Origin of the sequence: Allokutzneria sp. NRRL B-24872, from assembly GCF_002155965.1 — a bacterium.
In the GTDB taxonomy this organism is placed as follows: domain Bacteria; phylum Actinomycetota; class Actinomycetes; order Mycobacteriales; family Pseudonocardiaceae; genus Allokutzneria.
In genome coordinates this window covers 115,709-141,444 of sequence record NZ_MUMH01000015.1, presented here as the reverse complement: position 1 = coordinate 141,444, position 25,736 = coordinate 115,709, and the positions used below count along the sequence as shown (strand labels likewise).

Below are 25,736 nucleotides of genomic sequence, written 5' to 3'. Positions count from 1 at the left end.
GCTTCCCGTTGGGGAGCCCGGCCCTTTCCGTTCGTGCGGGTGTCAGGTCAGCGGGATCGTCATGACGTCGTTCTGGCCACCGGCGCCCGGCTTGGTGATCTCGACGTGGGTCGCCGAGGCGGGCAGCAGCGCGGCGTCGCCCTGGACGCTGACCCAGTCCTGCTCACCGATCCGGTACTTCAGGGAGGCCCGGTAGCTGGCGACGATCCAGCCCTGCTGATCTGGCAGGCGCAGCTTCACGTACCCGGCCCGCACGTCGTTCTTGCCGCCGTAGACGACCGTGTGCGGCACCTTCTCCCCGCGCACGAGCTTCTCCTGCGCCTCCCGGGAACCGGGGAGCAAGATCGCGTACAGGCGCGATGCCGAGTCGCCGAAGCGCTCGGTGACCGCGACGGTCCGCCCGTCCGGCAGCGCCGCGAAGATCATCCAGTTCCCGCCGCTGTCGCCCCCGTCGATGTTCGGGCTGAACGGATCGGTCATTCCCGACTGCTGCAGGGCGTTCCAGATCAGCCTGCGGCGCCCCGGATCGTCGAGCGCGCTCCCGCCGAGGTCGCCGCGCAGGTGCGGCCAGTCCAGCTGCGGCCGGCGGGTGAAGTGGTCGTGGGTGGCGTCGGTGATCCACAGCGAGCGCTTCGTCGTGCGCCCCTGCTCGTCCGGTACCTCGGAGGAGACCGCGAACTCGCGCTCCACGTAGGTGCCTGCCTCCATCTGGTGCACCGCGACACCGTCGCGGAACTCCAGCGGCTGGACCCTGCGCGACTTCTTCCCGTCTGGGCCGACCTCGACCCGGGGCGACACGACCTTGGCGCCGCTGGCCTCGGTGGCGATCAGGGTCGCGGCCCCTGGACCGAACGCGAAGACCTCGGGGCTGGTGGAGCTGGCACCCCCGGCCACCATCTTGAGGACGTGCGTCGCACCGTCCTCCCGGCCGTTGGCGACGAGACCGAGCCACGTCGGCGACCCCTGCACGATCATCGGGCAGGTCTCCGGTGTGGTCACGCTCGGCTGGATCACCAGCGCCGCCGGCCCGGCCGGGGTGGTGCCGGCCCAGTACACGTGGGCGGGCTTGGTGAACGCCCAGCAGTCCTCGCCCCTGTCGCCCGCTCTGCTGAGCGTGGCCAGCGCTTCGGACCGCCACCGGTCGAGCACCTTGTCCAGGAAGGCCGCGTCCTTGGCGAGATCGCCCCTGGTCGGCTCGCTCATGCGCGAGTCGGCTGGGGTCGTGGAGTCAGGTCCGGCCAACCACGTGGGGGTGCTCGCCGCGAGCCCGCCGACCAGGACGGTGACGGCGGCGGCAGCGGTGGCCATGCCCGCGCGGCGGCGGAACCGCCTGCGGCGCCCGCCGACGAGCACGCGGTCGGTGAAGCCCGGTGGCGCGTCGACATCGGTCACCGCGTGCCGCAGTGAGCGTTCGAGCAGTTCGTTCTCGGAGGTCATCGCCGCTCCTCGAGGAGATCGGAGGCGTCAGGGGAGATCAGGTCGCGCAGTCGCGCGAGCCCTCGGGAGGTCTGGCTCTTCACCGTGCCCTTGCCGCAGCCCAGCGCCTGCGCGGCCTGCTCCTCGGTGAAGTCCTCGAAGTAGCGCAGCACGATCACCGTGCGCATCTTCGGCGGAAGGGCGGCCAGGGCGCGCACCAGTTCGGCCCGCGCGATGACGCCGTCCTCGTGACCAGGCTCACTCGGCCCGAGAACATCGTCCAAGGGGGCTTCGGTCACTCTTCGTGACCGTGATCGCCACCGGTTGGCTGCGGCATTTGCCAGTGCCTTGCGCGCGTAGGGCTCCGGCGGGCCGGAGATCCGCCGCCACCGGCAGAACATCCGCTCCAGCACGTCTTGGAGCAGGTCCTCCGCCGCACCCCGGTCACCTGCGCAGAGCAGGTAGGAGGTCCTCAGGAGCACGGATGATCGCTCTCGGACGAAGTCGGCGAACGACTCTTCGGTGCTTGTCATACAACCCTCGGGTTGGTTCGTCAGGTGGTCACCTGTGGTCACACCGGTCGGGTGGAAATGGTTGCCGGGCGACCGTCTAGACTGACCAGGACGAGCGTGTGAAGGAGATGCCAGTGGCTGAGATGTCCGTCCAGCTGGTCGCCGTTGAGCGCCGCCTGTGGTCCGGTACCGGCACCATGGTGGTGGCCCAGACGACCGAGGGCGAGATCGGCATCCTGCCCGGTCACGAGCCCATGCTTGGCCAGTTGACCGAGGGTGGCGTCGTGCGGATCACCACGACCGACGGCGATGTCGTGACAGCCGCGGTGCACGGTGGCTTCCTGTCCGTGACCGGTGACGGGGTCAGCGTCCTCGCCGAGGGTGCCGAGCTCTCCCACGAGATCGACGTGGAGCGCGCGCGTGCCCGCGTCGACGCGGAGGACACCGATGCCCGTGCGCGAGCAGCTGCCCGCCTGAAGGCCGCGGGACAGTCGGCCTGACGCGCGGCTGAGCGAGTAGGGCCGGGCCATGGGCATCGTCGAGATCCTTCTACTGGTCCTGCTGCTGGCCGCCGCGGCGGTCGTCCTGGTGGTGTGGCGCAGGTTGCGCCTGCTCCGCCAGGGCGGCATCGACGTGGCCGTGCGCTACGGAACCGACAAGGGCGGCCGCTGGCACATCGGTGTCGGCCGCTACCGGGGCGACGAGTTCACCTGGTTCCGCGCCCTCGGCCTGCGCTCGGGCCCGGACCAGGTCTTCAACCGCGTCGACCTGGAGATCGACTCCCGGCGCGAGCCGACCGGCCCGGAGACCTACATGGTCCCCTCCGGCTCGACGGTCCTGTGCTGTCAGAGCGCTTCCGGCGACTTCGAGCTCGCCATGCCGCCCGGCGCGCTGACCGGTTTCCTGTCCTGGCTGGAGTCCACTCCGCCAGGACGTTCTGTACCCTGGGCCTCCTGACGCCCCCGCTGCTGCTCCGCTGAGCGCGACCCGATCCCGGGTCGCGCTCTTCTCGTGTTTGGGCCCAGCATGTCCCGTTGCGCTCGCCGCCGCCGTGCGGAGCGGCTTTCAAGATCAGCAAAATGTACACTCGGGAGTCTGTGAAATGTACACTCGGCTGTTTGGAAAATGTACAGTGAAGGTGCTGTCAGACGTACACTGACATGCTGGGGTTGGTCATGTCTTAGCTGGTAGGAGGCTTGGTGTTCGCATCGGATCTCGGGCGCTCGTGCAGCTCTCTTGTGGACGCCTATCTCGCCTCCTTCCGGGTCGTCATCCTTAACGGCCCCCGGCAGGCGGGGAAGACCACCCTGCTCCGTCACGTGCACGCGGCGAGGGGCGGGACGCTGCTGAACCTCGATGACGAGCAGTTGCTCCAAGCCGCCCTGAGCGATCCGATCGCCTTCGCCGCCGGTGGTGCGGAACCGAGGCTGATCGACGAGGTCCAGCGCGCCGGTGATCCGCTGGTGCGCGCGATCAAGGCAGAGGTCGACATCGGGCGCAGGCCCGGCAGCTACGTTCTCGCGGGCTCGACGCGGTTCCTCGCCACCCCGAGCCTGTCGGAGTCGCTCGCCGGACGGGCCGCCGTCGTGGACGTGTGGCCGTTTTCCCAGGGGGAGTTCGAAGGGCGCACCGACGTCTTCATCGACGCGGTCTTCGACGATCCGGACTCCCTGCTCGAGCTGGGGCCCTCCGGCGTGGATCGTGAGGAGTACTTCGCCCGCATCTGCCGGGGAGGGTTCCCGGAGCCCGCGCTGATGCGGGACCCGCGCGCCCGACGGGCCTGGTTCCGCGCCTACGCGCAGGCGATCGCGGAACGCGACATCAGGGAGATGGCGAGGGTCAACGAACCGAGCGCCATCGTCTCGCTGCTGGTGTACCTCGCCTCCATCACCGCCCAGGAGCACAACACCGCCAACACCTCGAACAGGATGGGGCTGCACCGGAACACGGTGAACCGCTACCTGGAACTGCTCGAAGCGGTGTTCCTGATCCACCGACTCCCCGTGTGGTCCAGGAATCTGACCGCCCGCGTGGTGAAGCACCCCAAGCTGCACCTCACCGACACCGGCCTCGCGGCCGTGCTGCTCGGGGTCTCACCTGACTCCTTGGCCAAACCGGTCGCGCCCGCGCGGGGACCGCTGGTGGAGACCTTCATCGTCAACGAGTTGGCGAAGCAGGCCACGTGGAGCGAGGCGTCGGTTCGCCTCCACCACTGGCGGGTCAGCGGTGGGGCGGAGGTGGACGTGATCCTGGAACGGGACAACGGGCAGGTCGTCGGCGTCGAGGCGAAGGCCAAGGACACGGTCGTCGCGGACGATTTCCGAGGCCTGGCCGCGTTGCGGGATCTGCTCGGCGCGGAGTTCACCATGGGGGTCGTCCTGCACACCGGAAAGCACGGCGCTATCAGCTTCGGGGACCGCTTGGTGTCGCTTCCGATTTCGGCTTTGTGGCATTTGCCGTGAACGGAGTTCCGCTGTCTCAGTGCGTGGACTTCGCGGCGCGGAGCTCCTTGTAGAGGTGTGCGAAATGGGGTTGCTGATCACGGCTGAAGGCCAGCTGGTGGCGGCTGCCGTCGTGCATGGTGAGGCTGAGCCGCCCGCCGCGCAGCATCCCGGCTCCCTTCAGCGAGAGCCGGGAGATGTCGGTGATGAACAGCGACAACCTGCTGGTGCCGAGCTCCTCCTTGGCGGCGGGGGTGGTGGGCTCCACGACGAGCAGCCGGCCGTCGAAGTCGACCGAGATGCCTGTACCGTCCACCACGTGCACTCCCTCACTCGCGTCTGATCTGGCGTCATTGCGAGGGTAGGCGAAATCTCATTTGGAAATGTGCACTGTGAACGCGCCGGTTTTCGTGTAAATGCCCAATTGCTCAGCCGTTGGCGCCGGGCTTCCAGAGAATGTCGCCGTCCGGGTTCGCCACCCTGGCCAGGATGAACAGCAGGTCGGAGAGCCGGTTGAGGTACTTGGCGGCCAGCGGGTTGGAGCGCTCGGCCTCCTCGGCGTCCTCGAACAGCCCCCACGCGTTGCGCTCGGCGCGGCGGGCGACGGTGCGCGCCTGGTGCAGCAGCGCGGCGGCGGGGGTGCCGCCGGGCAGGATGAACGACTCCAGCTTGCCGACGCGCTCGTTGAACACGTCGCACCAGCGCTCCAGGCGCTCCACGTAGCCCTCGGTCACGCGCAGCGGCGGGTACGGCGGGTCGGGCACGATCGGCGTGCACAGGTCGGCGCCGACGTCGAAGAGGTCGTTCTGCACGGCCTGGAGCACGTCGGCGACGTCGGCGGCGGGGGAGCCGAGCGCGAGCGCGACGCCGATGACGGAGTTCAGCTCGTCCACGTCCGCGTAGGCCGCGATCCTGGTGCTGGTCTTGGGCACCCGCGAGCCGTCACCGAGTGCGGTGGAGCCGTTGTCGCCGACGCGGGTGTAGACGCGGTTGATGCGGACAGACATGGCAGCGACCCTACGGGTCACGAGACGTTTTGGCTTGACCCATACGATGGCTCGTCGTGAGCGAGCATTTCCGCGTCCAGGGCGGCGCGCGCCTCGTCGGTGAAGTTTCCGTCGTCGGTGCGAAGAACAGTGTTCTGAAGCTGATGGCGGCCGCGTTGCTGGCCGAGGGCACCACGACACTGACCAACTGCCCGGAGATCCTCGACGTGCCGCTGATGGCGGACGTGCTGAGGGGCCTGGGCTGCGAGGTCGACATCGACCACGACAAGGTCACCATCGTCTCCCCGGCGACGCCGAACCACCGCGCCGACTTCGCGTCGATGAGCAAGCTGCGCGCCTCGGTCTGCGTGCTCGGCCCGCTGGTCGCGCGCTGCCGCAAGGCGGTCGTGGCGCTGCCGGGCGGTGACGCGATCGGCTCGCGGCCGTTGGACATGCACCAGAACGGACTGCGCCAGCTCGGCGCGACCACGGGGATCGAGCACGGCTGCGTGGTCGCCGAGGCGGAGAACCTGCACGGCGCGCAGATCTGGCTGGACTTCCCGAGCGTCGGCGCCACCGAGAACATCCTGATGGCCGCCGTGCTCGCGGACGGGACCACGGTCATCGACAACGCCGCGCGCGAGCCGGAGATCATCGACATCTGCGTGATGCTCCAGCAGATGGGCGCGAAGATCGAGGGCGCCGGCACCTCGACGCTGACGGTGCACGGCGTGCAGTCCTTGCAGCCCACCGAGCACCGCGTGATCGGCGACCGCATCGTCGGCGCGACCTGGGCGCTGGCCGCCGCGATGACGCGCGGGGACATCACGGTGCTCGGCGTGGACCCGGGCCACCTCAACCTGGTGCTGGAGAAGCTGCGCAGCGCGGGCGCCGAGGTCACCACCGTCACCGAGCCGCAGCAGGGCTTCCGCGTGGTGATGGACGGCCGCCCCAAGGCGGTGGACTTCGTCACGCTGCCCTACCCCGGCTTCGCAACGGACAACCAGCCGTTCGCGGTCGCGCTCGCCGCGGTCGCCGAGGGCACCTCGATGATCACCGAGAACGTGTTCGAGGCCCGGTTCCGCTTCGTCGAGGAGATGATGCGGATGGGCGCGGACGCGCGCACGGACGGCCACCACTGCGTGGTCCGCGGCATCGAGAAGCTCTCCGGAGCGCCGGTGTGGGCCTCGGACATCCGCGCGGGCGCGGGCCTGGTGCTCGCGGGCCTGTGCGCGGAGGGCGTCACGGAGGTGTGGGACGTCTTCCACATCGACCGCGGCTACCCGCAGTTCATCGAGAACCTCCAGCGCCTCGGCGCCGACGTGCAGCGGGTGTCCGCGCCGCCGGAGCGCTGATCCAGCCGTGGCCAGGGTGCTGATGCCGTTGCCGGACACGGACTTCGACGTGACCGAGGTGGCGGTGCCCTGGCACGTGCTGACCGAGGCCGGGCACGAGGTCGTCTTCGCCACCGAGCGCGCGGGAACCGTCCCGGCCGCCGATCAGCGGCTGCTGGACGGGGTGATCTTCGGAGCGCTCGGGGCGGAGCCGGAGCCCAAACGGCTCTACCAGGAGCTGGCGCGCAGCCGTGAGTTCCGCGAGACCATCGCGTGGGAAGACGTCATCGCCGCCGACCACGACGCGCTCGTACTGGCGGGCGGGCACGCGCCGGGCATGCGGCAGTACCTCGGATCTTTGATGCTGCGCGGGAAGATCTCCGATTTCTGGAGTCTCGACCGACCCGTCGGCGCGATCTGCCACGGAGTCCTCTTGCCTGCCCGCGCGACCGATCACAAGACCGGGCGGAAGTTGCTGCACGGTCGACGCACGACGTGCCTGCCGAAGTACATGGAGCGCTCCGCGTACTTCCTCACCGCGTGGAAGCTCGGCCGCTACTACCGGACCTATCCGGCCTACGTCGAGGCAGAGGTGCGGGGCGCGCTCGCGAGTCCGGACGACTTCGTTCGCGGCCCGAGGACGCTGAGCGCGCGCGGGACTGCGACGGACGACACAGCGGCCTTCGTCGTCGTGGACGGGCGGTACGTCTCGGCCCGCTGGCCCGGCGACGCGTACCTGTTCGCGAGGCGTGTTCGCGACTTGCTTGATCAAACATGAGCCGGTTGCTGAACCGGTTCTGTTGGCTGCTGTGAGTAATCGCACGTAGATCACTGGTTACTCGCCAGTACGCTGGGCCCGGCGAAATCCGAAGCCGCAGGCGGAGGTGGACAGTGCCGTACCCGTCCGACCGTGATCGCGATCGCCCGTGGGTGATGCGGACCTACGCGGGTCACTCCTCGGCCAGCGCGTCGAACGCGCTCTACCGCCGCAACCTGGCCAAGGGGCAGACCGGCCTCTCGGTCGCGTTCGACCTGCCGACGCAGACCGGCTACGACCCCGACCACGAGCTCTCCAAGGGCGAGGTCGGCAAGGTCGGCGTCCCGATCAGCCACATCGGCGACATGCGCCAGCTCTTCGACGGCATCCCGCTCGCCGGGGCCAACACCTCGATGACGATCAACGCGACCGCGATGTGGCTGCTCGCGCTCTACGTCGGCGTCGCCGAGGAGCAGGCCGAGGACGAGGGCCTCGACCGCGACGAGATGCTGGCCAAGCTCGCGGGCACCACGCAGAACGACATCATCAAGGAGTACCTGTCGCGGGGCACCTACGTGTTCCCGCCGGGGCCGAGCCTGCGGCTGATCACCGACATGGTGGCGTGGGCGGTCCAGCACGTGCCGAAGTGGAACCCGATCAACATCTGCAGCTACCACCTGCAGGAGGTCGGGGCGTCCCCGGTGCAGGAGGTCGCCTACGCGATGTGCACGGCGATCTCGGTGCTGGACGCGGTGCGCGACTCCGGCCAGCTGCCCGACGACCGCTTCGGCGAGGTGGTCGGGCGGATCTCCTTCTTCGTGAACGCGGGCGTGCGCTTCATCGAGGAGATGTGCAAGATGCGCGCGTTCGGCGTGCTGTGGGAGGAGATCACCCGCGACCGCTACGGCATCGAGAACCCGAAGCAGCGGCGGTTCCGCTACGGCGTGCAGGTCAACTCGCTCGGCCTGACCGAGCAGCAGCCGGAGAACAACGTCCAGCGCATCGTGCTGGAGATGCTCGCGGTGTCCTTGTCCCGCAACGCCCGTGCCCGCGCGGTGCAGCTGCCCGCGTGGAACGAGGCGCTCGGCCTGCCGCGCCCGTGGGACCAGCAGTGGGCGCTGCGGATGCAGCAGGTGCTCGCCTACGAGACGGATCTCCTTGAGTACGAGGACCTTTTCGACGGTTCCCCGGTGATCCAGGCCAAGGTCGACGAGATCGTCAACGGCGCCCGCGCGGAGATCGACCGGGTGCAGGCGATGGGCGGCTCGGTCGCGGCGGTGGAGAGCGGCTACATGAAGTCGCAGATGGTCTCCTCGCTCGCCGAGCGCCGCCGCAGGGTGGAGGCGGGCGAGGACGTCGTGGTCGGGCTCAACAAGTTCGACACCACCGAGCCGAGCCCGTTGCAGGCCGAGGGCGCCAAGGCGATCGAGACGATCGACCCGAAGGTGGAGCGCGAGGCGAGCGAAGCGGTGCGCGCGTGGCGCTCCGGCCGCGATTCGTCCACTGTGGACGAATCGCTGCGCGGGCTGCGCGAGGCGGCGAAGACCGGGACGAACCTCATGGCCGCCACCATTTCCTGTGCCAAGGCGGGCGTGACGACCGGCGAGTGGGCTTCGGCCCTGCGCGAAGTGTTCGGCGAGTACCGCGCACCGACGGGGGTTTCCGGCGCATCGGCCGCCGGGGTCGCGGGCGCCGCGCTGGCCGGGGTCCGCGAGCGCGTGGCCAAGGCGGGGGAGGACCTCGGCGAGCGTTTGCGAATCCTGGTCGGCAAACCCGGCTTGGACGGCCATTCCAACGGCGCCGAGCAGGTCGCCGTGCGCGCGAGGGACGTCGGTTTCGAGGTTGTCTACCAGGGCATTCGGCTCACTCCGGCGCAGATCGTCGCGGCGGCGGTGCAGGAGGGCGTGCACGTCGTCGGGCTGTCCGTGCTCTCCGGTTCGCACCTGGAGGTCGTGCCCGCGGTCGTGGAGGGCTTGAAGGCGGCTGGGGTCACCGACGTTCCGGTGGTGCTGGGCGGGATCATCCCGCCAGCCGACGCGGAGGAGCTGCTGAAACGCGGTGTGGCCAAGGTTTTCACGCCCAAGGACTACGAGCTGACCGAGATCATGGACGAGATCGTGACGGTGATCCGGAAAGCCCACGGGTTGACGCAATCGTGACCTTTGCATAGAAGCGGCGGTTTGACCGGGGGAAAAGCGGGTACACCCGGCACGGCGATCGGCGCTGTCCACACCGGACCCTTTGACCGGGTGGGGTGACGCACCTACCGTTCGCCGGGTTCTGTTGCCGACGCAAGGAGTCGCGCCTCGTGTGTGCCGCGCACGTCTCCCGACGGAACTTCCTGATGGGCACGGCGGCCGGTGCGCTCGGGTTGGCCGTTTCCTCTTGTAGCACAGTCGATCTGACCGCGCAGGAGGCTGGCGGCGATTTGCTCTCCCGCATCCGCGACCGCGGCGAGGTCAACATCGGCATCGCCAACGAGGCCCCGTACGGCTTCGTGGACCGGGCGGGGCGGATCACCGGTGAAGCGCCCGAGCTGGCGCGGATAGTGTTCCAGCGCTTGGGTGTCGAGCGGATGAACCCGCGCATCACCGACTTCGGCGCGCTCATCCCGGCGTTGCAGGTCGGCGTGTTCGACGTGATCGCCGCGGGCATGTTCGTCACGCCGGCACGGTGCAAGCAGGTGCTGTTCTCCGATCCGGAGTACCAGGCGCCGGAGGCGCTGATGGTGCCGAAGGGCAACCCCAAGGGGCTCAAGACCCTCGACGACGTCGTTGCCCGCAAAGACGTTCGCGTCGGTCTGCTGACCGGCAGCGCGAACATCAGCTACGCCACCGACCTCGGCCTGATGGACCGCGCGGTCATCTTCGACAGCGTCTTCAGCGGGCTCGACGGCATCCTGGCCAACCGCGCGGACGCCTTCTCGCTGACCGCGATCTCCTTGCGCGACGCGCTGTCCAAGCGCTCCGACGCGCCACTCGAACTCACCCCGGCCTTCGTCCCGGTGATCGGCGGCAAGCGCAAGCTCGGGTGCGGAGCCTTCGGTTTCCGGCGCGACCAGCGGACGTTCCGGGACGCCTTCAACGTGGAGCTGAACCGGATGCGCGCCAGCGGTGAACTGCTCTCCACCGTGCGGCCCTTCGGGTTCACCGAGGCCGAGATGACCACCCTGACCGCCACCGAGCTGTGCACCGACACCAGCTCTTGAGTTGAGGTGATCATGTCTCCCCAGCTTTTCGCTTACCTGCTCGAAGGTCTGCTGACCACGTTGCAGCTCACCGTCGGCGCGGCGGTGCTCGGCCTGGCGTTCTCCTTCGCGGCGGGCATCGCGACGTGCAGCCCGAACATCGTGGTGCGCGGCATCGGCCGGTGCTACATCGAGCTGTTCCGGGGGATCTCCGCCCTGGTGCTGCTGTTCTGGTTCGTCTTCGCGCTGCCCTACGCGGGCTGGCAGCTCGAACCGATGTGGGCGGGCATCCTCGCGCTGGCGCTGAACATCGGGGCCTACGGCGCCGAGGTGGTGCGCGGCGGCATCGTGGCCGTCCCGGTCGCGCAGATCGAGGCCGCGGTGGCGTTGAACTTCACCCGTTCGCAGCGGATGCGGCTCGTCGTCCTGCCGCAGGCGATCGCGCGCATGCTGCCGCCGTTCGGCAACCTGCTGATCGAGCTGCTGAAGGGGACCTCGGTCGCCTACATCGTGCTGATCCCCGACCTGACCTTCGCCGGGCAGATCGTGCGCAACGCCACCGGTGACTCCGCGTCGGTGTTCACCGCGCTGCTCATCCTGTACGCGGTCCTCGCGGTGATCTTCACGACCATCGTGCGGCTGATCGAGCGCCGCGTCGCGAAATCCCTTGGCAGGCAGCCAACTCCGGGATTCTTCGCGCGTATCAAGGGGGTGCGGGCACAGTGACCTGGGACTGGGGCTACGCGTGGGAGACGCTGCCGCAACTGCTCGACGGGCTCGGCGTGACCGTGCTCGCGACGCTGGCGGGAACCGCGATCGCGTTGGTGCTGGGGCTGCTCTTCACCGTGATGCGGCGCAGTTCGGCGCGGTGGATCTCCATCCCCACCGAGATCTTCGTCGAGTTCATCCGCTCGACCCCGTTGCTGGTGCAGCTGTTCGTGCTGTTCTTCGTGCTGCCCGAAGCGGGAATCCAGTTGTCCGCCTTCATGACCGGCGTGATCGGCCTCGGACTGCACTACGCCACCTACACCTCGGAGGTGTACCGCTCCGGCATCGAGGGCGTGCCCGCCGGGCAGTGGGAGGCGGCCAAGGCGCTCAACCTGCCGACGCGGCGGGTGTGGACGAGCGTCATCCTGCCGCAGGCCGTGCCGCCGTCGATCCCGGCGCTGGGCAACTACGCGATCGCGATGTTCAAGGAGACCCCGCAGCTCACCGTGATCACGGTGATGGAGCTGCTCTCCGTCGCCAGGCAGCTCGGCGCGGAGAACTACCGCTACCTGGAGCCGGTCACCATCATCGGCGTGCTCTTCCTGCTGCTGAGCCTGCCGACCGCGTGGCTGGTGCGGCGGATGGAGCGGCGCCTGGTCCCCGCTCCCCGACCCGTATGACCCTTGCTAGGAAAGGACCTCAAGCTCATGAGCCAGTCGGCGACCGAGGCAGCCCTGACCTCACGCAAGGACGGTCAGTTCATCCACTTCGACAAGGTCTCCAAGCGCTTCGGCGACAACGTGGTGCTAGATGATCTCTCTTTTGCGGTTGGCGCCGGGGAGCGGGTCACGCTGATCGGGCCCAGCGGCTCCGGCAAGACCACGATCCTGCGCATGCTGATGACGCTGATGGAGCCGGACACCGGCACCGTGCGCGTCGGGGACGACTACCTCTTCCACGAGGAGCGCGGCGGGAAGCTGGTCCCGGCGAGCGAGGCGCACGTCCGCAAGGTGCGCCAGCGCATCACCATGGTGTTCCAGTCCTTCAACCTCTTCCCGAACATGCGCGTGCTGCGCAACGTGACCGAGGCGCCGGTGCACGTGCTCGGACTGTCCAAGGAGGAGGCTGAGGAGCGCGCGCTCGGCCTGCTGGAGATGGTCGGACTCGATCACAAGATCGACTCGTATCCTTCACAGCTCTCCGGCGGTCAGCAGCAGCGGGTCGCGATCGCCCGCGCGCTCGCGATGCGCCCGGACGTGCTGCTGCTGGACGAGGTGACCTCGGCGCTGGACCCGGAGCTGGCCGCCGGAGTGCTCGACGTTTTGCGCGACGTCGCCAAGACCACCGACGTCACCATGCTGTGCGTGACCCACGCGATGAAGTTCGCGCGGGACATCTCGCACCGCGTGCTGATGTTCTGCGAGGGCAAGATCATCGAGGCCGCGCCGCCGGAGCAGATGTTCGACTCGCCCGACCACGAGCGCACGCGATCGTTCCTACAATCGGTGCTGAACGAGTCCTAGGCTTTCTCAGCGCTGGAACGCCTGGGCCACGGCGAGGCTGTCCTCGTAGACGTGGTGCCGGGTGATCAAACCGTTCTCGACCGTGAGGTGCAGGGCGAAACGCGCTCGGTAGGCGCGTCCGGTTGACTTCGCGGTCTGCCGGATCTCGCCCAGCACCACGGCTTCGTCGTCGTCGACGAGGATGCGTTCGATCTCTGTCGCCGCCTTGCCAGGCACGTGGTTCTCGCCGATCTCGCGGAAGTGCGCGGCGGCGTCGGCGCGCGTGGACCGGTGGCGAATCCACGGCGTCTGGGCTCGCCCGTGCTCCGCCTCGGGCCAGTCGAGCTTCCAGTCCCCTTGTGGCGCATACAGTTCCGCGATGCGCTCGGGGTCGCCCTCGCCGATTCGCCGCAGCAGCTCCATCACCGTGTCCCGCGTTGTCATGCTTCATGTCTACGCGAGTGAGTGCGTCGAATCGATTACCTGTCAGGTAAGGACGGCGCGCGTGCTGGTCACCTTGGCGAAGTTGCCGTGCAGGTTCACCGCGACCACGCGCGCGATCTCGTCGGCTGTGACGACCGATCCGTCCTGCGCGGTCTCGTCGAAGGTGAACGTCGCGTCGAGCACGTACTCGATCTCGTAGCCGAGGTCGCCGCCGACACGGGTCGTGGTCTCGACGCAGCGGTTGGTCTGGATTCCGCACGTGACGAGCTTGGTGATGCCGCGTTCCCGCAGCCATGCGTGCAGGTCCTGCTCGCCGTGGAAGGCGGAGTGCACGCTCTTGTCGACGAGGAAGTCCGGCGTGACGCCGTCGAGCTCCGGCTTGAACTCGTTGCCTTCCTGGCCGGGGCGCAGCGGCGAATCGGGCTTGGCGGAGTTGTGCCGCACCAGCACGATCGGCTCACGCCTGCGTTGCCACGCCTCGATGAGCAGCCGGATGTTGGCCTCCGCGTCCGGGTTGTTGCGCTTGCCCCAGAACTCGGTGTCGTCGAAGCCGCGCTGCACGTCGATCACGATCAGAGCTGTTGTCATGCGGTCGAGCCTGCCTTTTCGTCGGCGTGCGCGGGGAGTGGCAGAACCGGCGCGAAGGAGTACTTTCCTGCCATGCGCACCGTCGGCCTGCTCGCCCTGCCGGACACCCGCTCCTTCGACGTGGCCGTGACCGCTGAGGTGTGGTCTGTCGATCGCGTTGACTCCGGCATCGGGCCGTTCGAACTGCGTATCTGTGCTCCTCGCAAGGCTCCTGTGACTCTGCGGCCGATTGGTTCACTGGTTCCGACGCATGGTTTGGACGGGTTGGCGGGCTGCGATCTCGTCGTGCTGCCCGGCCGCTACGACCCGCTCGCACCCGTGCCGCAGTCGGTGGTCCGGGCGCTGCGCTCGTACGACGGCGTGATCGCGACGCTGTGCTCCGGCGCGTTCACCGCTGCCGCGGCCGGGCTGCTCGACGGCCGGCCCGCGACGACGCATTGGCGATTGCTACCGCAGCTGGCTTCTGTGGCTCCGCGCGCGGAGATCCGGGGCGACGTGCTGTTCACCGACGACGGTTCCGTGCTGACCTCGGCGGGAGTCGTCGGCGGCGTCGACCTCTGCCTGCACCTGGTGCGGCGTGCGCTCGGTGCTTCCGTGGCCACCGCCCTCGCCCGCCGGTTGGTGATGCCGCCCGCGCGCGAGGGTGATCAGCGGCAGTTCGTCGAGGCTCCAGTCCCGTCGCGCCCGGCCCAGGCGGGCATTGGGTCTACTGTGGACTGGGCGAGCGGTCGGCTGGAGAGTCCACTGGGCGTGGGTGATCTCGCCGCGCACGCGGGGATGAGCGAGCGGTCCTTCCAACGCGCCTTCACCGCCGCCATGGGCACCACGCCCGGGAAGTGGCTTCTGGCGCAACGGATTCGCCATGCCCAGCGCTTGCTGGAGACCACCGACCTCTCCGTCGACCGCGTCGCGCACCGCTGCGGCCTCGGCACCGCCGCGAACCTCCGCCGCCGCATGCACTCCGCCCTCGGCGTGACCCCCGGCGCCTACCGCCGCACCTTCCACACGCCTTAGCGGTTATGAGCTGAATGACTCGTTGAGGTGGTTGAGCGGACTGAACGAGTCATTCAGCACGCTCAACGGACCAAACGCGGCATTGGCGGGGAGCGGAGTGCGGCGGTCAGTCGAGGGCCACGCGGAGGCCGAGGGCCACAAGGACGGCGCCGGTGAGGCGTTCGAGGGTGAGCTTGACCTTGGGGTGGGAGAGGAAGCGGCCGAGCTTGCCGATGAGCACGGAGAAGACGGTCCACCACGCCACGGCGAGCGCCAGGAAGACGGCTGCGAGCACGGCGGAGGTGGCCATGCGGGACTCTCCGGCGGCCACGAACTGCGGCAACAGGGTCAGGAACAGCAGCGCGATCTTGGGGTTGAGGATGTTGCTCAGCACGCCCTGGCGGAACGCGGCGCTGCGGGCCACGGGCTCCGCGACGGCCGCCACTGAAGCTGCCTTGAGGCCGCGCAGACCGTGCCGGGCCGCCCAGAGCGCCTGCACGCCGAGCCACACCAGGTACGCCGCGCCCGCGAGCTTCACCACGGTGAACGCGGTCGCCGACGCGGCCAGGAGCGCGGAGAGCCCGATGACCGCGGCGAGCGCGTGCACGGCGATCCCGGCGCAGCAGCCGAGCCCGGTCCACCACGCGGCGGCGGTCCCACCGCGAACCCCGTTGCGCAGCACGAGCGCCATGTCGGGGCCGGGAGTGATCGTCAGCACGACGACGACGGCCAGGAAGGGGATCAGCAGTTCGGGCACCTCGTCAGGCTAACTCCGCGCCGCTACGGTCGGGGCCATGGCCGAGTACCGGAACCTCCTCGTCGATCGTGCGGACGACATCGTTCGGATCACGATGAACCGGCCGGAGCGCCGCAACGCGCTCTCCGCCGAGCACCTGACCGAGCTGCTGAGCGCCTTCCGCGCGGCGGGGGAGTCCGACGCGACCGGGGTGGTGCTCGCCGGGACGGGCAAGGTCTTCTCCGCCGGGCACGACTTCGCCGACGTGGCCGCGCGCGACCTCGACGGGGTGCGCGAGCTGCTGGAGCTGTGCACCGAGGTCATGCGCACCGTCCAGTCGATCCCGCAGGTGGTGATCGCGCGGGTGCACGCGCTGGCCACCGCCGCCGGGTGCCAGCTCGTCGCGTCGTGCGACCTCGCCGTGGCGGCGGCCTCCGCCGGGTTCGCGCTGCCGGGTGGCAAGGCGGGGTGGTTCTGCCACACGCCCGCCGTGCCGGTGGCTCGCGCGGTCGGCCGCAAGCGCCTGATGGAGCTGGCGCTGACCGGCGATCCGATCGACGCCGCGACCGCCGAGCAGTGGGGCCTGATCAACCGCGCGGTGCCGGACGAGGAGTTGGACGCCGCCGTCGACGACCTCCTGGCGCGGGCCACGCGGGGCAGCCGCGCGAGCAAAGCGGCCGGCAAGCGGACTCTCTACGCACAGCTCGACCGGCCGGAGGCGGACGCCTACGAACTCGCGCTCGAAGCCATGGCGGCCGCCTCGCAGACGCCCGGCGCGAAGGAGGGCATGGCCGCCTTCCTGGAGAAGCGCAAGCCCTCCTGGCCGGACTAGCGGGTGGGGACGACCTCCTCGACGAGGCGGGCGACGGCCAGGACGAGGTCGTCGGAGTGCCTCGGGCCGACTATCTGCAGGCCCACGGGGAGCCCGGCCGCGGTCCTGCCGACGGGCATGCTGATCGCGGGCTGCTGCGTCATGTTGAACGGGTAGGTGAACGGGGTCCAGTCCGGCCAGCCGCTCATTTCCCTTGCCCCTGGCACAGCACTGCCCGCGGGCACGTCGGCGCCCGCCTCGAACGCGGCGATCGGCATGGTCGGCGTGATCAGGACGTCGTGCCTGCTGTGGAACTCGCCCATGGTGATGCCCAGCGCGGCGCGCTCGGCGTTGGCACCGAGGTAGTCGCTGGCGGTGTAGGTGCCACCCTGCTCCCACAGCAACCGCAGCCCTGGGTCGAGTTCGTCGGCCGAGCCCGCGGGGAAGGCGTCCAGCCACTTCGCGGCGCCGGTGGACCACAGCACCCAGAACGCTTCCTTCGGGTCCTGGAAACCGGGGTCGGCCTGGTCCACGTGCAGCCCGGCCTCGTCGATCGCGCGCACGGCGGAGGCCACGATCTCGGCGACCTCGGGGTCCACGTCGACGTAGCCGAGGTTCGGCGAGAACGCCGCGCGAAGCCCGCGCACATCGCGCCGAACGGCCTCGCGATAGGTGCCGACGAGCTGCGGGAGCGATGTGGGGTCGCGGTAGTCCGGCAGCGCGAGCACGTCCTGCAACAGCGCGATGTCGTCGACGGAGAGCGCCATCGGACCGGCGTGCGACAACGGGCCGAAGGGGCTCGCGGGGTAGAGCGGGATGCGGCCGTGCGTCGGCTTGAACCCGACGATCCCGCAGAAGGACGCGGGAATCCGCACGGAGCCGCCACCGTCGGTGCCCACGGAGAGCGCGCCCATGCCCGCCGCGACCGCCGCCGCGCTGCCGCCACTGGAGCCGCCCGCGGTTTTCGTGGAGTCCCAAGGGTTCCGCGTGACGCCGCGCAGCGGGCTGTCGGTGACGCCCTTCCACCCGAGCTCCGGCGTGGTGGTCTTTCCCAGCAGCACCAAGCCGTTCTCGCGCAACCGCGCGGTGACCGGGCTGTCCACCACCCACGGCTGCTCCGGGTCGATGCAGCGGGAACCGCGCAGCGTGGGCCAGCCGACGCTGAGGAACATGTCCTTGATCGAGGCGGGGACCCCGTCCAGCCAGCCGATCGGGTTGCCGTCGTGCCACCGCTGTTCCGAGGCCTTCGCCTGCTCCATCGCGGCTTCGGCGTCGACGAGGCAGTAGGCGTTGAGGTCGCCGTCCGCGCGCTCGATCGCCTCCAGCGCGGACCGGGTCGCCTCCACCGGCGACAGCTCTCCTGAGGAGAAGGCCGCTGCCAACTCGCTCGCCGTCGTCAGGCTGCTCGTGTTCGGGGCCATGACCCTCCTCAGCGTGTGCTCGGCACGTAGCCCAGCTGCTTGTCGACGACATTACGAAGATCACGATCGACCCGCCACCGCCGAAAGTTGTCCGCGAAGACCTCGACCAGCGCGTCCCGCCAGCCGACGAAGTCGCCGGACATGTGCGGGGAGATCAGGACGTTCTCCATGGTCCACAGTGGACTGTCTTGGGGCAGCGGCTCGGTCTCGAACACGTCGAGCGCGGCGCCCGCGATCACTCCGTCGCGCAGTGCTCGCACCAGGTCCGAGGTCACGACGAGCTCGCCGCGCCCCACGTTGACCAACCGCGCGGTCGGGCGCATCGCCGCGAACGCGCTGGAGTCGAACATGCCCTTGGTGTGCTCGGTCAGCGGCGCCACCGCGATGACGAAGTCCGCTTCCGGCAAGTGCTTCAGCAGCTCGCCGGCGGAGTGCACCGTGCCGAAGTCCGGGTCCTGCGCGCGGGCGCGGCGGCCGATGCCGGACACGTGCAGCCCGACCGCGCGCAGCAGCTCCGCGATGGCCCTGCCGATCGGGCCGGTGCCGACGACGAGCGCGCGCTTGCCATTGAGGCGTTCGGATTCCCTGTGCAGCCAACGTTTCCGGCTCTGGAGTTCGGCCGAACGAGCGAAATCCTTGGCGAAGGCCAGCAGCACGCCGAGCACGTACTCGGCGATCGGCCGGTCGAAGACCCCGCGCGAGTTGGTCAGCACGACATCGCTGTCCATGAGCCCCGGGAACAGCACCGGGTCCACCCCTGCGCTGGCGATATGCACCCAGCGGAGCCGGTCGGCGGCGTGCCAGGCGCCGGGGACGGCCTTGGAGAGGAAGTCGTAGACGAACAGCGCGTCCGCGCCGCTCAGTGCCTCGGCGAGCCCGTCCTCCCGGGTGTAACGAACCACCGCGGCGTCCTCGATGCCCTGCATGCCGGGCGGCCGTGAGTCGCCGTGCAAGACCGTGAGCACTGGGGTTTCGGGCACGTTGACACGCTAGAAGTCGTTCGTATGATTGTCAACAATCCGAGGAGTCACCCCGGAGGCCACTCCTCACCCTGGGAGCCCAGCCTTGGATTTGGATCTCTTGGACTTCGACGGTCCGCTCGCCCAGCGCGGGATCGGCGTCATCGCCCCGTTCGACCTGGCGCTGGAGCGGGAGCTGTGGCGCTGGGTGCCGATGGAGGTCTCGCTGCACCTGGCCCGCACCCCGTACGAGCCGGTGCCGGTCAGCATGGAGATGGCCCGCCTGGTCAGCAACAGCTCGCACCTGGCCGCCGCCACCAGGGACGTGCTGCACGTCGAACCCGAGGTCGTCGCCTACCTCTGCACCTCTGGCAGCTTCGTCAACGGCGTGGACCACGAGCGCTCGCTGTGCAAGGCGATCTGCGACGCGGGCGCGCCGGACGCGGTGACCACCTCGGGGGCGCTCGCCGAGGTGCTGCAACAGCTCGATCTGCGCTCGGTCTCGGTGATCACGCCCTACGACGAGGACCTGACCAGGAGCCTCCAAGCGTTCCTCACCGAACTGGGCGTCACCACGGTCTCCAGTGACTACCTCGGGCTCGGCGGCGGCATCTGGAAGGTCAGCTACCGCACCATCGCCGAGCGCATCCTCGCCGCCGACCACCCCGACGCCGAGGCGATCTTCGTCAGCTGCACCAACCTGCCCACCTACGACCTGATCGAGCCGCTGGAGCGCAGGCTCGGCAAGCCGGTGCTCACCGCCAACCAGCTGACCATGTGGGCCTGCCTGCGCCGGATGCGGCTGCCCATCGTGGGGCCGGGAACCTGGCTCCGCGAAGTCACTTAGGATTGTCGACAACCCTGTTGGAGGAACTCGCCATGCCGACGATCGGCTTCATCTACCCCGACCACGCGGTGGAGGACGAGTACCCGTTCGCGGCCGAGCTGCTGGGCGACGACGTGCGCCTGCCGGTCGAGCACATCTACGGCACGGACCTGCACGCCGTGCCCGAACTGCTGGACCTGGGCAGCCCGGAACGGCTCGCCGAGGGAGCGCGGCTGCTGGCGAAGCACGAGCCCGACGCCGTGGTGTGGGCGTGCACCAGCGGGAGCTTCGTCTACCGCTGGGACGGCGCCGCCGACCAGGTCGCCAAGCTCGCCGCCGCGGCTGGAAAACCCGCCTCCAGCACGTCTTTCGCGTTCGTCAACGCCGCTCGGGCGCTCGGCCTGAGCAAGGTCTCCGTCGCCGCGAGCTACCCGACCGACGTGGCCGAGTACTTCGTGGAGTTCCTCGGCGCGGGCGGTGTCGAGGTGGTGTCCATGGCCAGCGCGGACATCGACACCGCAGCCGAGGTCGGCAGGCTCGACCCCGACGCGGTGATCGACTTCGCGGTGGCGCACGACCACCCCGACGCCGAGGCGGTCCTGGTGCCCGACACCGCGATGCGCACGCTCAACGTGGTCAACGAGATCGAGAAGCGGCTCGGCAAGCCCGTGCTGACCGCGAACCAGGTGACCGTCTGGGAGGGCCTGCGGCTGGTCGGCGGCCACCCGAGGACCGCCGCCTTCGGCACACTCTTCCGCACAGGAGGTGCGTGATGGCGCTGCCGGACATCTCCCCGGTCAGCCGGGAGTCCACCGCCGAGATCATCGCTCGGCAGCTGCGCGACGCGATCATGCGCGGCGCGCTGCCGCCCGGCACGCAGCTCGGCGAGACCGAACTGGCGGCGCAGTTCCAGGTCTCCAGGGGGCCGCTGCGCGAGGCGATGCAGCGACTGGTCTCCGAGGGACTGCTGCGCGCCGAACGCCACCGCGGGCTGTTCGTGATCGACCTCGGGCCCGCCGACGTGTACGACATCTACTCGACGCGGTCGGCGATCGAGCGCGAGGCCGTCATCCGCGTGATGCGCGGCGGCAACCGGGAAATCGTCGCTGTGGCACTTGATGAGACCGTGCGCGCGATGGCGGCGGCCGCCGATGACGACGACCCGACCGCGCTGTCGGACGCCGACCTCAAGTTCCACGAGGCGCTGATCGCCGCCTCCGGCAGCCCCCGCCTGATCCGCATGGCGCGCACCCTGCTGATCGAGACGCGGATGTGCCTCGCCGAGCTCCAGCGCACCTACCAGGCCGTCGAAGAGCGCGTCGGCGAGCACAACCAGATCATCCAGGCGATCCGCTCCGGCGACGAGGCCCTCGTGCTCTCCCTGCTGGAGGCGCACATGGAGGACGCCGTCCAACGCCTCATCCCCGGCGCGAGCCTGCACGCCGAGCCGGGCTTCAGTGCTGAATGACTCATTGGCGTGGTTGAGCGCACTGAATGACTCGTTCAGCACGCTCAACCACACGAATGCGTCATTGAGGTGATTGGTCGGCGCGGGCGAAGGAGAGGGTTTCGCCTTCCACGCCGCGCAGCCACAGGTCCTGCGAGGCGGCTGCCATCTCGGCGAGGCCTTCCTCGATGGTGGCGAAGACGTTGCCGGGCACCCATCCCGCGTCGCCGTTGATGAGCAGGTTGTTGCGGCCGTAGAAGATCGCGAGGTCGGTAGCGCCCTCGTTGCTGTGCGCCTCGCTGGAGTCCTCGTAGCCGTAGGCGGGGTTGCCGATCTCCCACGCCTCGAAGCCGAAGTACACGACATCGCCGGGAATCGGCGTCACGGTGGGGTTTTCCCGGCCGGGCTTGGGGTTCGCGAACGGCGGGACCAACGTGTAGACCTCGTTGCGGGCGTACTTGGCGTGGTAGGCCGATCCGCTCTGCGGGAGCGCGTCCCACACGGCCTTGCAGGTGCGCGGAGCCTCGGCGTCGAGCAGCCGGGCGCGGCAGGACACCCCGCGCTTGTCCAGGGTGATGGTGATGTAGCGAGCCACGGTGAAAGCCCCTCAGCTGGAAGTGACGGATGCGACGGCGTCGGCCCAGATCGCCAGGCCCTCGTCGATCTGCTCGGCGGTGACGATCAGCGGCGGGATCATCCGCACCACGTTCATGTGCGCGCCGCAGGTCAGCATCAGCAACCCGCGTTCCACCGCCGCCTTCTGCGCGGCCTGCGCGGTGGGGTTGTCGGGCTCGCCGTCGGGGGTGGTGAACTCCGAGCCGACCAGCAGCCCCAAGCCGCGCACGTCACCGATCTGCGGCGTCTTGTCCGCGACGAGCCGGGCGCCCGCGAGCAGTTGTTCGCCCCGCGCGGCCGCGTTCTCCACCAAGCCCTCGTCCTCGATCACGCTGAGCGTCTCCAGCGCCGCCGCGCAGGAGACCGCGTTGCCGCCGTAGGTCCCGCCCTGCGAGCCGGGCCACGCCTTGGACATCAGCTCGGTGGAGGCCGCGATGCCGGAGAGCGGGAAGCCGCTCGCGAGACCCTTCGCGATCACCACGACGTCCGGGCGCACGTCGAAGTGGTCGTGGCCCCAGAACTTCCCGGTGCGGCCGAAACCGGTCTGCACCTCGTCGATCACCAGCAGGATGCCGTGCCGGTCCGCGCGCTCGCGCAGTCCCGCGAAGAACTCGGTGTTCGCGGGCACGTAGCCGCCCTCGCCGAGCACAGGCTCGATGAAGAACGCGGCGGTCTCGTGCGGCGCGGTGACGGTGGCGAAGAGGTAGTCCAGCTCGCGCAGCGCGAACTTCGTCGCGGTCTCGACGTCCCAGCCGTAGCGGTAGGCGTTGGGGAACGGCGCCACGTGCACGCCGCCCATCAGCGGGGAGAAGCCCGCGCTGAACCGCGTCCCGGACGTGGTCATGGTCGCGGCCGCCACCGTGCGACCGTGGAAACCTCCTTGGAACACAACGACGTTGGGCCGACCGGTGGCCTGGCGGGCAAGGCGCAGCGCCGCCTCGACGCCCTCGCTGCCGGAGTTCGAGAAGAACAGCGAGTCCAGGCCGGGCGGCAGCACCTCGCCGAGCTTCTCGGTCAGCTCCAGCATCGGCTTGTGCATGACCGTCGTGTACTGGCCGTGGATCAGCTTGCCGATCTGCGCCTGGGCGGCGGCGACCACGCGGGGGTGGCAGTGTCCGGTGCTGGTGACACCGATGCCCGCGGTGAAGTCGAGGTTCCGCCTGCCGTTCGTGTCATAGAGGTAGACGCCTTCGCCCCGGTCCACCACGACGGGAGTTGCCTGCTTGAGCACGGGGGACAGCTCGGCCATCGAACACTCCTCGGCGAACGCTGCGGGTGTTGTAGATTGTCGACAATATTCGTAGCATGGGGCTCGGACCGACGCAATGAACGCCATCGGCGAGGAGCGGGATGTCTGAGAGCAGCGTGGTTGACGGGGTCGCGAAAGACCTGTTCATCGGCGGGAAGTGGGTGGCCGCGTCCGGCGGGCGGAGCTTCGCCGTGCACGATCCCTCGACGGGACAACGGCTCTGCGAGGTCGCGGACGCCTCTCCGGCCGACGGGAAGGCCGCGCTGGACGCCGCCGTGGCCGCGCAGCCGGGCTTCGCCGCCATGCCGCCGCGCGAGCGCGGGGAGATCCTGCGCCGCGCCTACGAGATCCTGTTGGCGCGCAACGAAGAACTCGCGCTGCTGATGACGCTGGAGATGGGCAAGCCGCTGGCCGAGGCGCGCGGCGAGGTCGCCTACGCCGCCGAGTTCTTCCGCTGGTTCGCGGAGGAGGCTGTGCGCATCGACGGCGGCTACGCCGTTGCGCCCAACGGCAACGGCCGCTTCCTCATCACCAAGCAGCCGGTCGGCCCGACGCTGCTGATCACCCCGTGGAACTTCCCGATGGCCATGGGCGGGCGCAAGCTCGGTCCGGCGATCGCGGCGGGCTGCACGGTGGTGATCAAGCCCGCCGAGCAGACGCCGCTGTCGATGCTGGCCCTCGCGGGCGTCCTCGCCGAGGCGGGCCTGCCCGACGGCGTGCTCAACGTGGTCACGACCAGCGATGCGGGCGCGGTGATGGAGCCGCTGATCCGCGACGGTCGCGCGCGCAAGCTGTCCTTCACCGGCTCCACCGCCGTTGGCCGCAAACTCCTTGAGCAGTGCGCGGAAAAGGTGCTGCGCACGTCGTTGGAGCTCGGCGGCAACGCGCCGTTCCTGGTCTTCGACGACGCTGACCTCGACGCGGCGGTGGACGGCGCGATGCAGGCCAAGATGCGCAACATCGGCGAGGCGTGCACTGCGGCGAACCGGTTCTACGTGCAGCGCGGCGTCTACGACGAGTTCGCGCGCAGGCTGACCGAACGCATGGCCGCGCAGAAGATGGGGCGTGGCACGGAGGACGGCGTGGTCGTCGGCCCGCTGATCGACGACGACGCGGTGCGCAAGGTCCGGGAGTTGGTCGCCGACGCGGTCGACCGGGGAGCGCGCGTGCTGACCGGAGGGTCCGAAGTGGATGGTCCTGGTCACTTCTACCCGGCGACCGTCCTGGTTGACGTGCCGCGCGACGCGCGCATGTCCGATGAGGAGATTTTCGGCCCAGTGGCACCGATCTCGGTCTTCGACACCGAGGACGAGGCGGTCGCGGCGGCCAACGACACCGAGTACGGGCTGGTGTCCTACCTGTTCACCAACGACGTGAAGCGCGCGCTGCGGGTCTCCGAGCGGCTCGAGGCCGGGATGATCGGCCTGAACCAGGGCATCGTGTCCAACCCGGCGGCGCCGTTCGGCGGGATCAAGCAGTCCGGGCTCGGCCGCGAGGGCGGAACCGTTGGCATCGAAGAGTTCCTGGAGACCAAGTACATCGCGGTGAGCCTGTGAAGACCTACGAGATCGCCTCGATCCCCGGAGACGGCATCGGCGTCGACGTCACCGTCGAGGCGCGCAAGGTGCTCGACCGCGCCGCGTCGCGCTCCGGCTTCCGTCTGCAGTGGACGGAGTTCGACTGGAGCTGCGAGCGCTACACCAAGACCGGCTCCATGATGCCCTCGGACGGCATTGCCACGCTGTCCGGCTTCGACGGGATTCTCCTCGGCGCGGTCGGGTTTCCGGGCGTCCCGGACCACATCTCCTTGTGGGGCTTGCTGATCCCCGTGCGCAGGGCCTTCGCGCAGTACGTCAACCTGCGCCCGGTCCGGCTGTTCCCCGGGACCAGTTCGGTGCTGCGCGAGCGTTCCGCCGAGGACCTGGAGATGGTGATCGTCCGCGAGAACTCCGAGGGCGAGTACTCGGCCATCGGCGGCAGGCACAACGCGGGCCAGCCCAGCGAGTTCGTGCTCCAGGAGTCCGTGTTCACGCGGGTCGGCGTCGAGCGGATCATCCGTTACGCCTTCGAGCTGGCGCGCGCTCGCGACGGCAGGCTCTGCTCGGCGACGAAGTCCAACGGCCTCATCCACTCGATGCCGTACTGGGACGAGATCTTCGCCGAGATCGCCGCCGAGTACCCCGACGTGAAGAGCGAGCAGTGCCACGTCGACGCGCTCGCCGCGCGCATCGTGCAGAACCCCGAGCGGCTCGACGTGATCGTGGCGTCCAACCTCTTCGGCGACATCCTCAGCGACCTCGCGGCGGCGGTGACCGGCGGCCTCGGCATGGCGCCGTCCGGCAACATCAACCCGCCCGGCGAGCACCCGTCCATGTTCGAAGCCGTGCACGGCAGCGCCCCCGACATCGCCGGTCAGGGCATCGCCAACCCCGTCGCCCAGATCCTCGCGGGCGCCATGATGCTCGAACACCTAGGCGAAACCGTTGCCGCGCAAGCCGTGCGCTCCGCAGTGGATGCGGTCCTGGAGGCCGGAGACGTCGCCACCCCCGACCTGGGCGGCACCGCCACTACTGCTGAGCTCGGCACCGCCGTCACCGAAGCACTCCGCACCCCGTGACCCCCATCCTCCGCTGAGGTCGCCGAACTCCCGATTCGTACTCATAGCAGGATTTGAGAGCGCTCCCTTTCCCGCTATGAGTACGAAACGGGTTTTACTCGCCCACCTCGCGGACCGATCGGGGATACGCGGGGGTCGAGTTCATGGGCAGAGCGTACGTGGCGTGCGGGACAATGGCCGGGTGCTC

General features: G+C 69.4%; 28 protein-coding genes. 17 read left to right on the top strand and 11 right to left on the bottom strand.

The window, feature by feature from the left end:
* Positions 1-42: 42 nt before the first annotated feature.
* Positions 43-1,437, bottom strand: a complete 1,395-nt coding sequence (locus tag CCN37_RS04275) for a hypothetical protein (RefSeq protein WP_086819302.1) — start codon at positions 1,435-1,437, stop codon at positions 43-45.
* Entirely contained in the window at positions 1,434-1,949 is a 516-nt protein-coding gene (locus tag CCN37_RS04270; protein ID WP_086819301.1) for a SigE family RNA polymerase sigma factor, read from the bottom strand. The genes CCN37_RS04275 and CCN37_RS04270 overlap by 4 nt, the downstream gene beginning before the upstream one ends.
* A gap of 113 nt (positions 1,950-2,062) precedes the next feature.
* On the opposite strand from CCN37_RS04270, the gene CCN37_RS04265 reads away from it, so the two are divergent.
* From CCN37_RS04265 to CCN37_RS04255, 3 genes are all read left to right on the top strand, one after another.
* The gene (locus CCN37_RS04265; protein WP_086819300.1) at positions 2,063-2,428 is read left to right on the top strand and encodes a F0F1 ATP synthase subunit epsilon; all 366 of its coding nucleotides are present in this window, start codon (positions 2,063-2,065) and stop codon (positions 2,426-2,428) included.
* 28 nt (positions 2,429-2,456) lie between these two features.
* Positions 2,457-2,885, top strand: coding sequence for a DUF2550 domain-containing protein (locus CCN37_RS04260; RefSeq protein WP_086819299.1), 429 nt, complete (start codon positions 2,457-2,459; stop codon positions 2,883-2,885).
* A gap of 242 nt (positions 2,886-3,127) precedes the next feature.
* Positions 3,128-4,390, top strand: a complete 1,263-nt coding sequence (locus CCN37_RS04255; protein ID WP_086819298.1) for an ATP-binding protein — start codon at positions 3,128-3,130, stop codon at positions 4,388-4,390.
* A gap of 16 nt (positions 4,391-4,406) precedes the next feature.
* On the opposite strand, the gene CCN37_RS04250 is transcribed toward CCN37_RS04255, so the two are convergent.
* Together CCN37_RS04250 and CCN37_RS04245 are read right to left on the bottom strand one after the other, a co-directional pair.
* Entirely contained in the window at positions 4,407-4,688 is a 282-nt protein-coding gene (locus CCN37_RS04250) for a hypothetical protein (RefSeq protein ID WP_143261421.1), read from the bottom strand.
* Between the two features lie 109 nt (positions 4,689-4,797).
* Entirely contained in the window at positions 4,798-5,376 is a 579-nt protein-coding gene (locus CCN37_RS04245; protein ID WP_086819296.1) for a cob(I)yrinic acid a,c-diamide adenosyltransferase, read from the bottom strand.
* Positions 5,377-5,432: 56 nt separating this feature from the next.
* On the opposite strand from CCN37_RS04245, the gene murA reads away from it, so the two are divergent.
* The 7 genes from murA to ehuA all read left to right on the top strand — a co-directional run bounded on the left by murA (position 5,433) and on the right by ehuA (position 12,864).
* Entirely contained in the window at positions 5,433-6,710 is a 1,278-nt protein-coding gene (gene murA, locus CCN37_RS04240; protein ID WP_086819295.1) for a UDP-N-acetylglucosamine 1-carboxyvinyltransferase, read from the top strand.
* 7 nt (positions 6,711-6,717) lie between these two features.
* Positions 6,718-7,467: a type 1 glutamine amidotransferase domain-containing protein gene (locus CCN37_RS04235; RefSeq protein WP_210407864.1), complete on the top strand. Its 750-nt coding sequence runs from the start codon at positions 6,718-6,720 to the stop codon at positions 7,465-7,467.
* A 113-nt stretch (positions 7,468-7,580) separates the two neighbouring features.
* Positions 7,581-9,605, top strand: a complete 2,025-nt coding sequence (locus CCN37_RS04230) for a protein meaA (protein WP_086819294.1) — start codon at positions 7,581-7,583, stop codon at positions 9,603-9,605.
* Positions 9,606-9,754: 149 nt separating this feature from the next.
* Positions 9,755-10,654: an ectoine/hydroxyectoine ABC transporter substrate-binding protein EhuB gene (gene ehuB / locus CCN37_RS04225; RefSeq protein ID WP_210407863.1), complete on the top strand. Its 900-nt coding sequence runs from the start codon at positions 9,755-9,757 to the stop codon at positions 10,652-10,654.
* A gap of 12 nt (positions 10,655-10,666) precedes the next feature.
* Positions 10,667-11,359, top strand: coding sequence for an ectoine/hydroxyectoine ABC transporter permease subunit EhuC (gene ehuC / locus CCN37_RS04220; protein ID WP_086819329.1), 693 nt, complete (start codon positions 10,667-10,669; stop codon positions 11,357-11,359).
* Entirely contained in the window at positions 11,356-12,021 is a 666-nt protein-coding gene (gene ehuD, locus CCN37_RS04215; protein WP_086819292.1) for an ectoine/hydroxyectoine ABC transporter permease subunit EhuD, read from the top strand. The genes ehuC and ehuD overlap by 4 nt, the downstream gene beginning before the upstream one ends.
* A 27-nt stretch (positions 12,022-12,048) precedes the next feature.
* Positions 12,049-12,864 carry an ectoine/hydroxyectoine ABC transporter ATP-binding protein EhuA gene (ehuA, locus tag CCN37_RS04210; RefSeq protein ID WP_086819291.1) on the top strand — a complete coding sequence of 272 codons (816 nt, stop codon included), beginning with the start codon at positions 12,049-12,051 and terminating at the stop codon, positions 12,862-12,864.
* Between the two features lie 6 nt (positions 12,865-12,870).
* Here ehuA and CCN37_RS04205 read toward each other — a convergent pair whose 3' ends face one another.
* Both CCN37_RS04205 and CCN37_RS04200 read right to left on the bottom strand, forming a co-directional pair.
* Positions 12,871-13,287 (bottom strand): nuclear transport factor 2 family protein, encoded by a 417-nt coding sequence (locus tag CCN37_RS04205; RefSeq protein WP_086819290.1) that lies wholly within the window; start codon positions 13,285-13,287, stop codon positions 12,871-12,873.
* Between the two features lie 42 nt (positions 13,288-13,329).
* Positions 13,330-13,875 carry a cysteine hydrolase family protein gene (locus CCN37_RS04200; protein WP_086819289.1) on the bottom strand — a complete coding sequence of 182 codons (546 nt, stop codon included), beginning with the start codon at positions 13,873-13,875 and terminating at the stop codon, positions 13,330-13,332.
* 72 nt (positions 13,876-13,947) lie between these two features.
* Between CCN37_RS04200 and CCN37_RS04195 the strand changes: the two genes are divergently transcribed.
* Complete coding sequence (locus CCN37_RS04195) at positions 13,948-14,889, top strand: GlxA family transcriptional regulator (protein WP_086819288.1); 942 nt, start codon at positions 13,948-13,950, stop codon at positions 14,887-14,889.
* A 106-nt stretch (positions 14,890-14,995) separates the two neighbouring features.
* Here the strand turns inward: CCN37_RS04195 and CCN37_RS04190 are convergent, their stop codons facing one another.
* Positions 14,996-15,625, bottom strand: coding sequence for a LysE family translocator (locus tag CCN37_RS04190; RefSeq protein WP_086819287.1), 630 nt, complete (start codon positions 15,623-15,625; stop codon positions 14,996-14,998).
* A 37-nt stretch (positions 15,626-15,662) separates the two neighbouring features.
* Between CCN37_RS04190 and CCN37_RS04185 the strand changes: the two genes are divergently transcribed.
* Complete coding sequence (locus tag CCN37_RS04185) at positions 15,663-16,436, top strand: enoyl-CoA hydratase-related protein (protein ID WP_086819286.1); 774 nt, start codon at positions 15,663-15,665, stop codon at positions 16,434-16,436.
* Here the strand turns inward: CCN37_RS04185 and CCN37_RS04180 are convergent.
* Together CCN37_RS04180 and CCN37_RS04175 are read right to left on the bottom strand one after the other, a co-directional pair.
* Positions 16,433-17,836, bottom strand: a complete 1,404-nt coding sequence (locus CCN37_RS04180) for an amidase (RefSeq protein ID WP_086819285.1) — start codon at positions 17,834-17,836, stop codon at positions 16,433-16,435. The genes CCN37_RS04185 and CCN37_RS04180 overlap by 4 nt on opposite strands.
* 8 nt (positions 17,837-17,844) lie before the next feature.
* A complete protein-coding gene (locus tag CCN37_RS04175; protein WP_086819328.1) occupies positions 17,845-18,762 on the bottom strand; it encodes a D-2-hydroxyacid dehydrogenase in 918 nt (305 codons plus the stop codon).
* A 139-nt stretch (positions 18,763-18,901) separates the two neighbouring features.
* Here CCN37_RS04175 and CCN37_RS04170 point away from each other — a divergent pair, with 139 nt between their 5' ends.
* From CCN37_RS04170 to CCN37_RS04160, 3 genes are read left to right on the top strand one after another with little or no spacing between them, the layout of a single operon-like run.
* Positions 18,902-19,642: an Asp/Glu/hydantoin racemase gene (locus CCN37_RS04170; protein WP_086819284.1), complete on the top strand. Its 741-nt coding sequence runs from the start codon at positions 18,902-18,904 to the stop codon at positions 19,640-19,642.
* A gap of 32 nt (positions 19,643-19,674) precedes the next feature.
* Positions 19,675-20,394 carry an aspartate/glutamate racemase family protein gene (locus CCN37_RS04165; protein WP_086819283.1) on the top strand — a complete coding sequence of 240 codons (720 nt, stop codon included), beginning with the start codon at positions 19,675-19,677 and terminating at the stop codon, positions 20,392-20,394.
* Positions 20,394-21,089, top strand: coding sequence for a GntR family transcriptional regulator (locus CCN37_RS04160; protein ID WP_086819282.1), 696 nt, complete (start codon positions 20,394-20,396; stop codon positions 21,087-21,089). The genes CCN37_RS04165 and CCN37_RS04160 overlap by 1 nt, the downstream gene beginning before the upstream one ends.
* Positions 21,090-21,150: 61 nt before the next feature.
* On the opposite strand, the gene CCN37_RS04155 is transcribed toward CCN37_RS04160, so the two are convergent.
* Both CCN37_RS04155 and CCN37_RS04150 read right to left on the bottom strand, forming a co-directional pair.
* Entirely contained in the window at positions 21,151-21,663 is a 513-nt protein-coding gene (locus CCN37_RS04155; protein WP_086819281.1) for a DUF3830 family protein, read from the bottom strand.
* Between the two features lie 12 nt (positions 21,664-21,675).
* Positions 21,676-22,932 (bottom strand): aspartate aminotransferase family protein, encoded by a 1,257-nt coding sequence (locus tag CCN37_RS04150; RefSeq protein ID WP_086819280.1) that lies wholly within the window; start codon positions 22,930-22,932, stop codon positions 21,676-21,678.
* Between the two features lie 101 nt (positions 22,933-23,033).
* Here CCN37_RS04150 and CCN37_RS04145 point away from each other — a divergent pair, with 101 nt between their 5' ends.
* Both CCN37_RS04145 and CCN37_RS04140 read left to right on the top strand, forming a co-directional pair.
* Entirely contained in the window at positions 23,034-24,488 is a 1,455-nt protein-coding gene (locus CCN37_RS04145; RefSeq protein WP_086819279.1) for an NAD-dependent succinate-semialdehyde dehydrogenase, read from the top strand.
* Positions 24,485-25,549, top strand: coding sequence for a tartrate dehydrogenase (locus CCN37_RS04140; protein ID WP_086819278.1), 1,065 nt, complete (start codon positions 24,485-24,487; stop codon positions 25,547-25,549). The genes CCN37_RS04145 and CCN37_RS04140 overlap by 4 nt, the downstream gene beginning before the upstream one ends.
* Positions 25,550-25,736 lie beyond the last annotated feature (187 nt).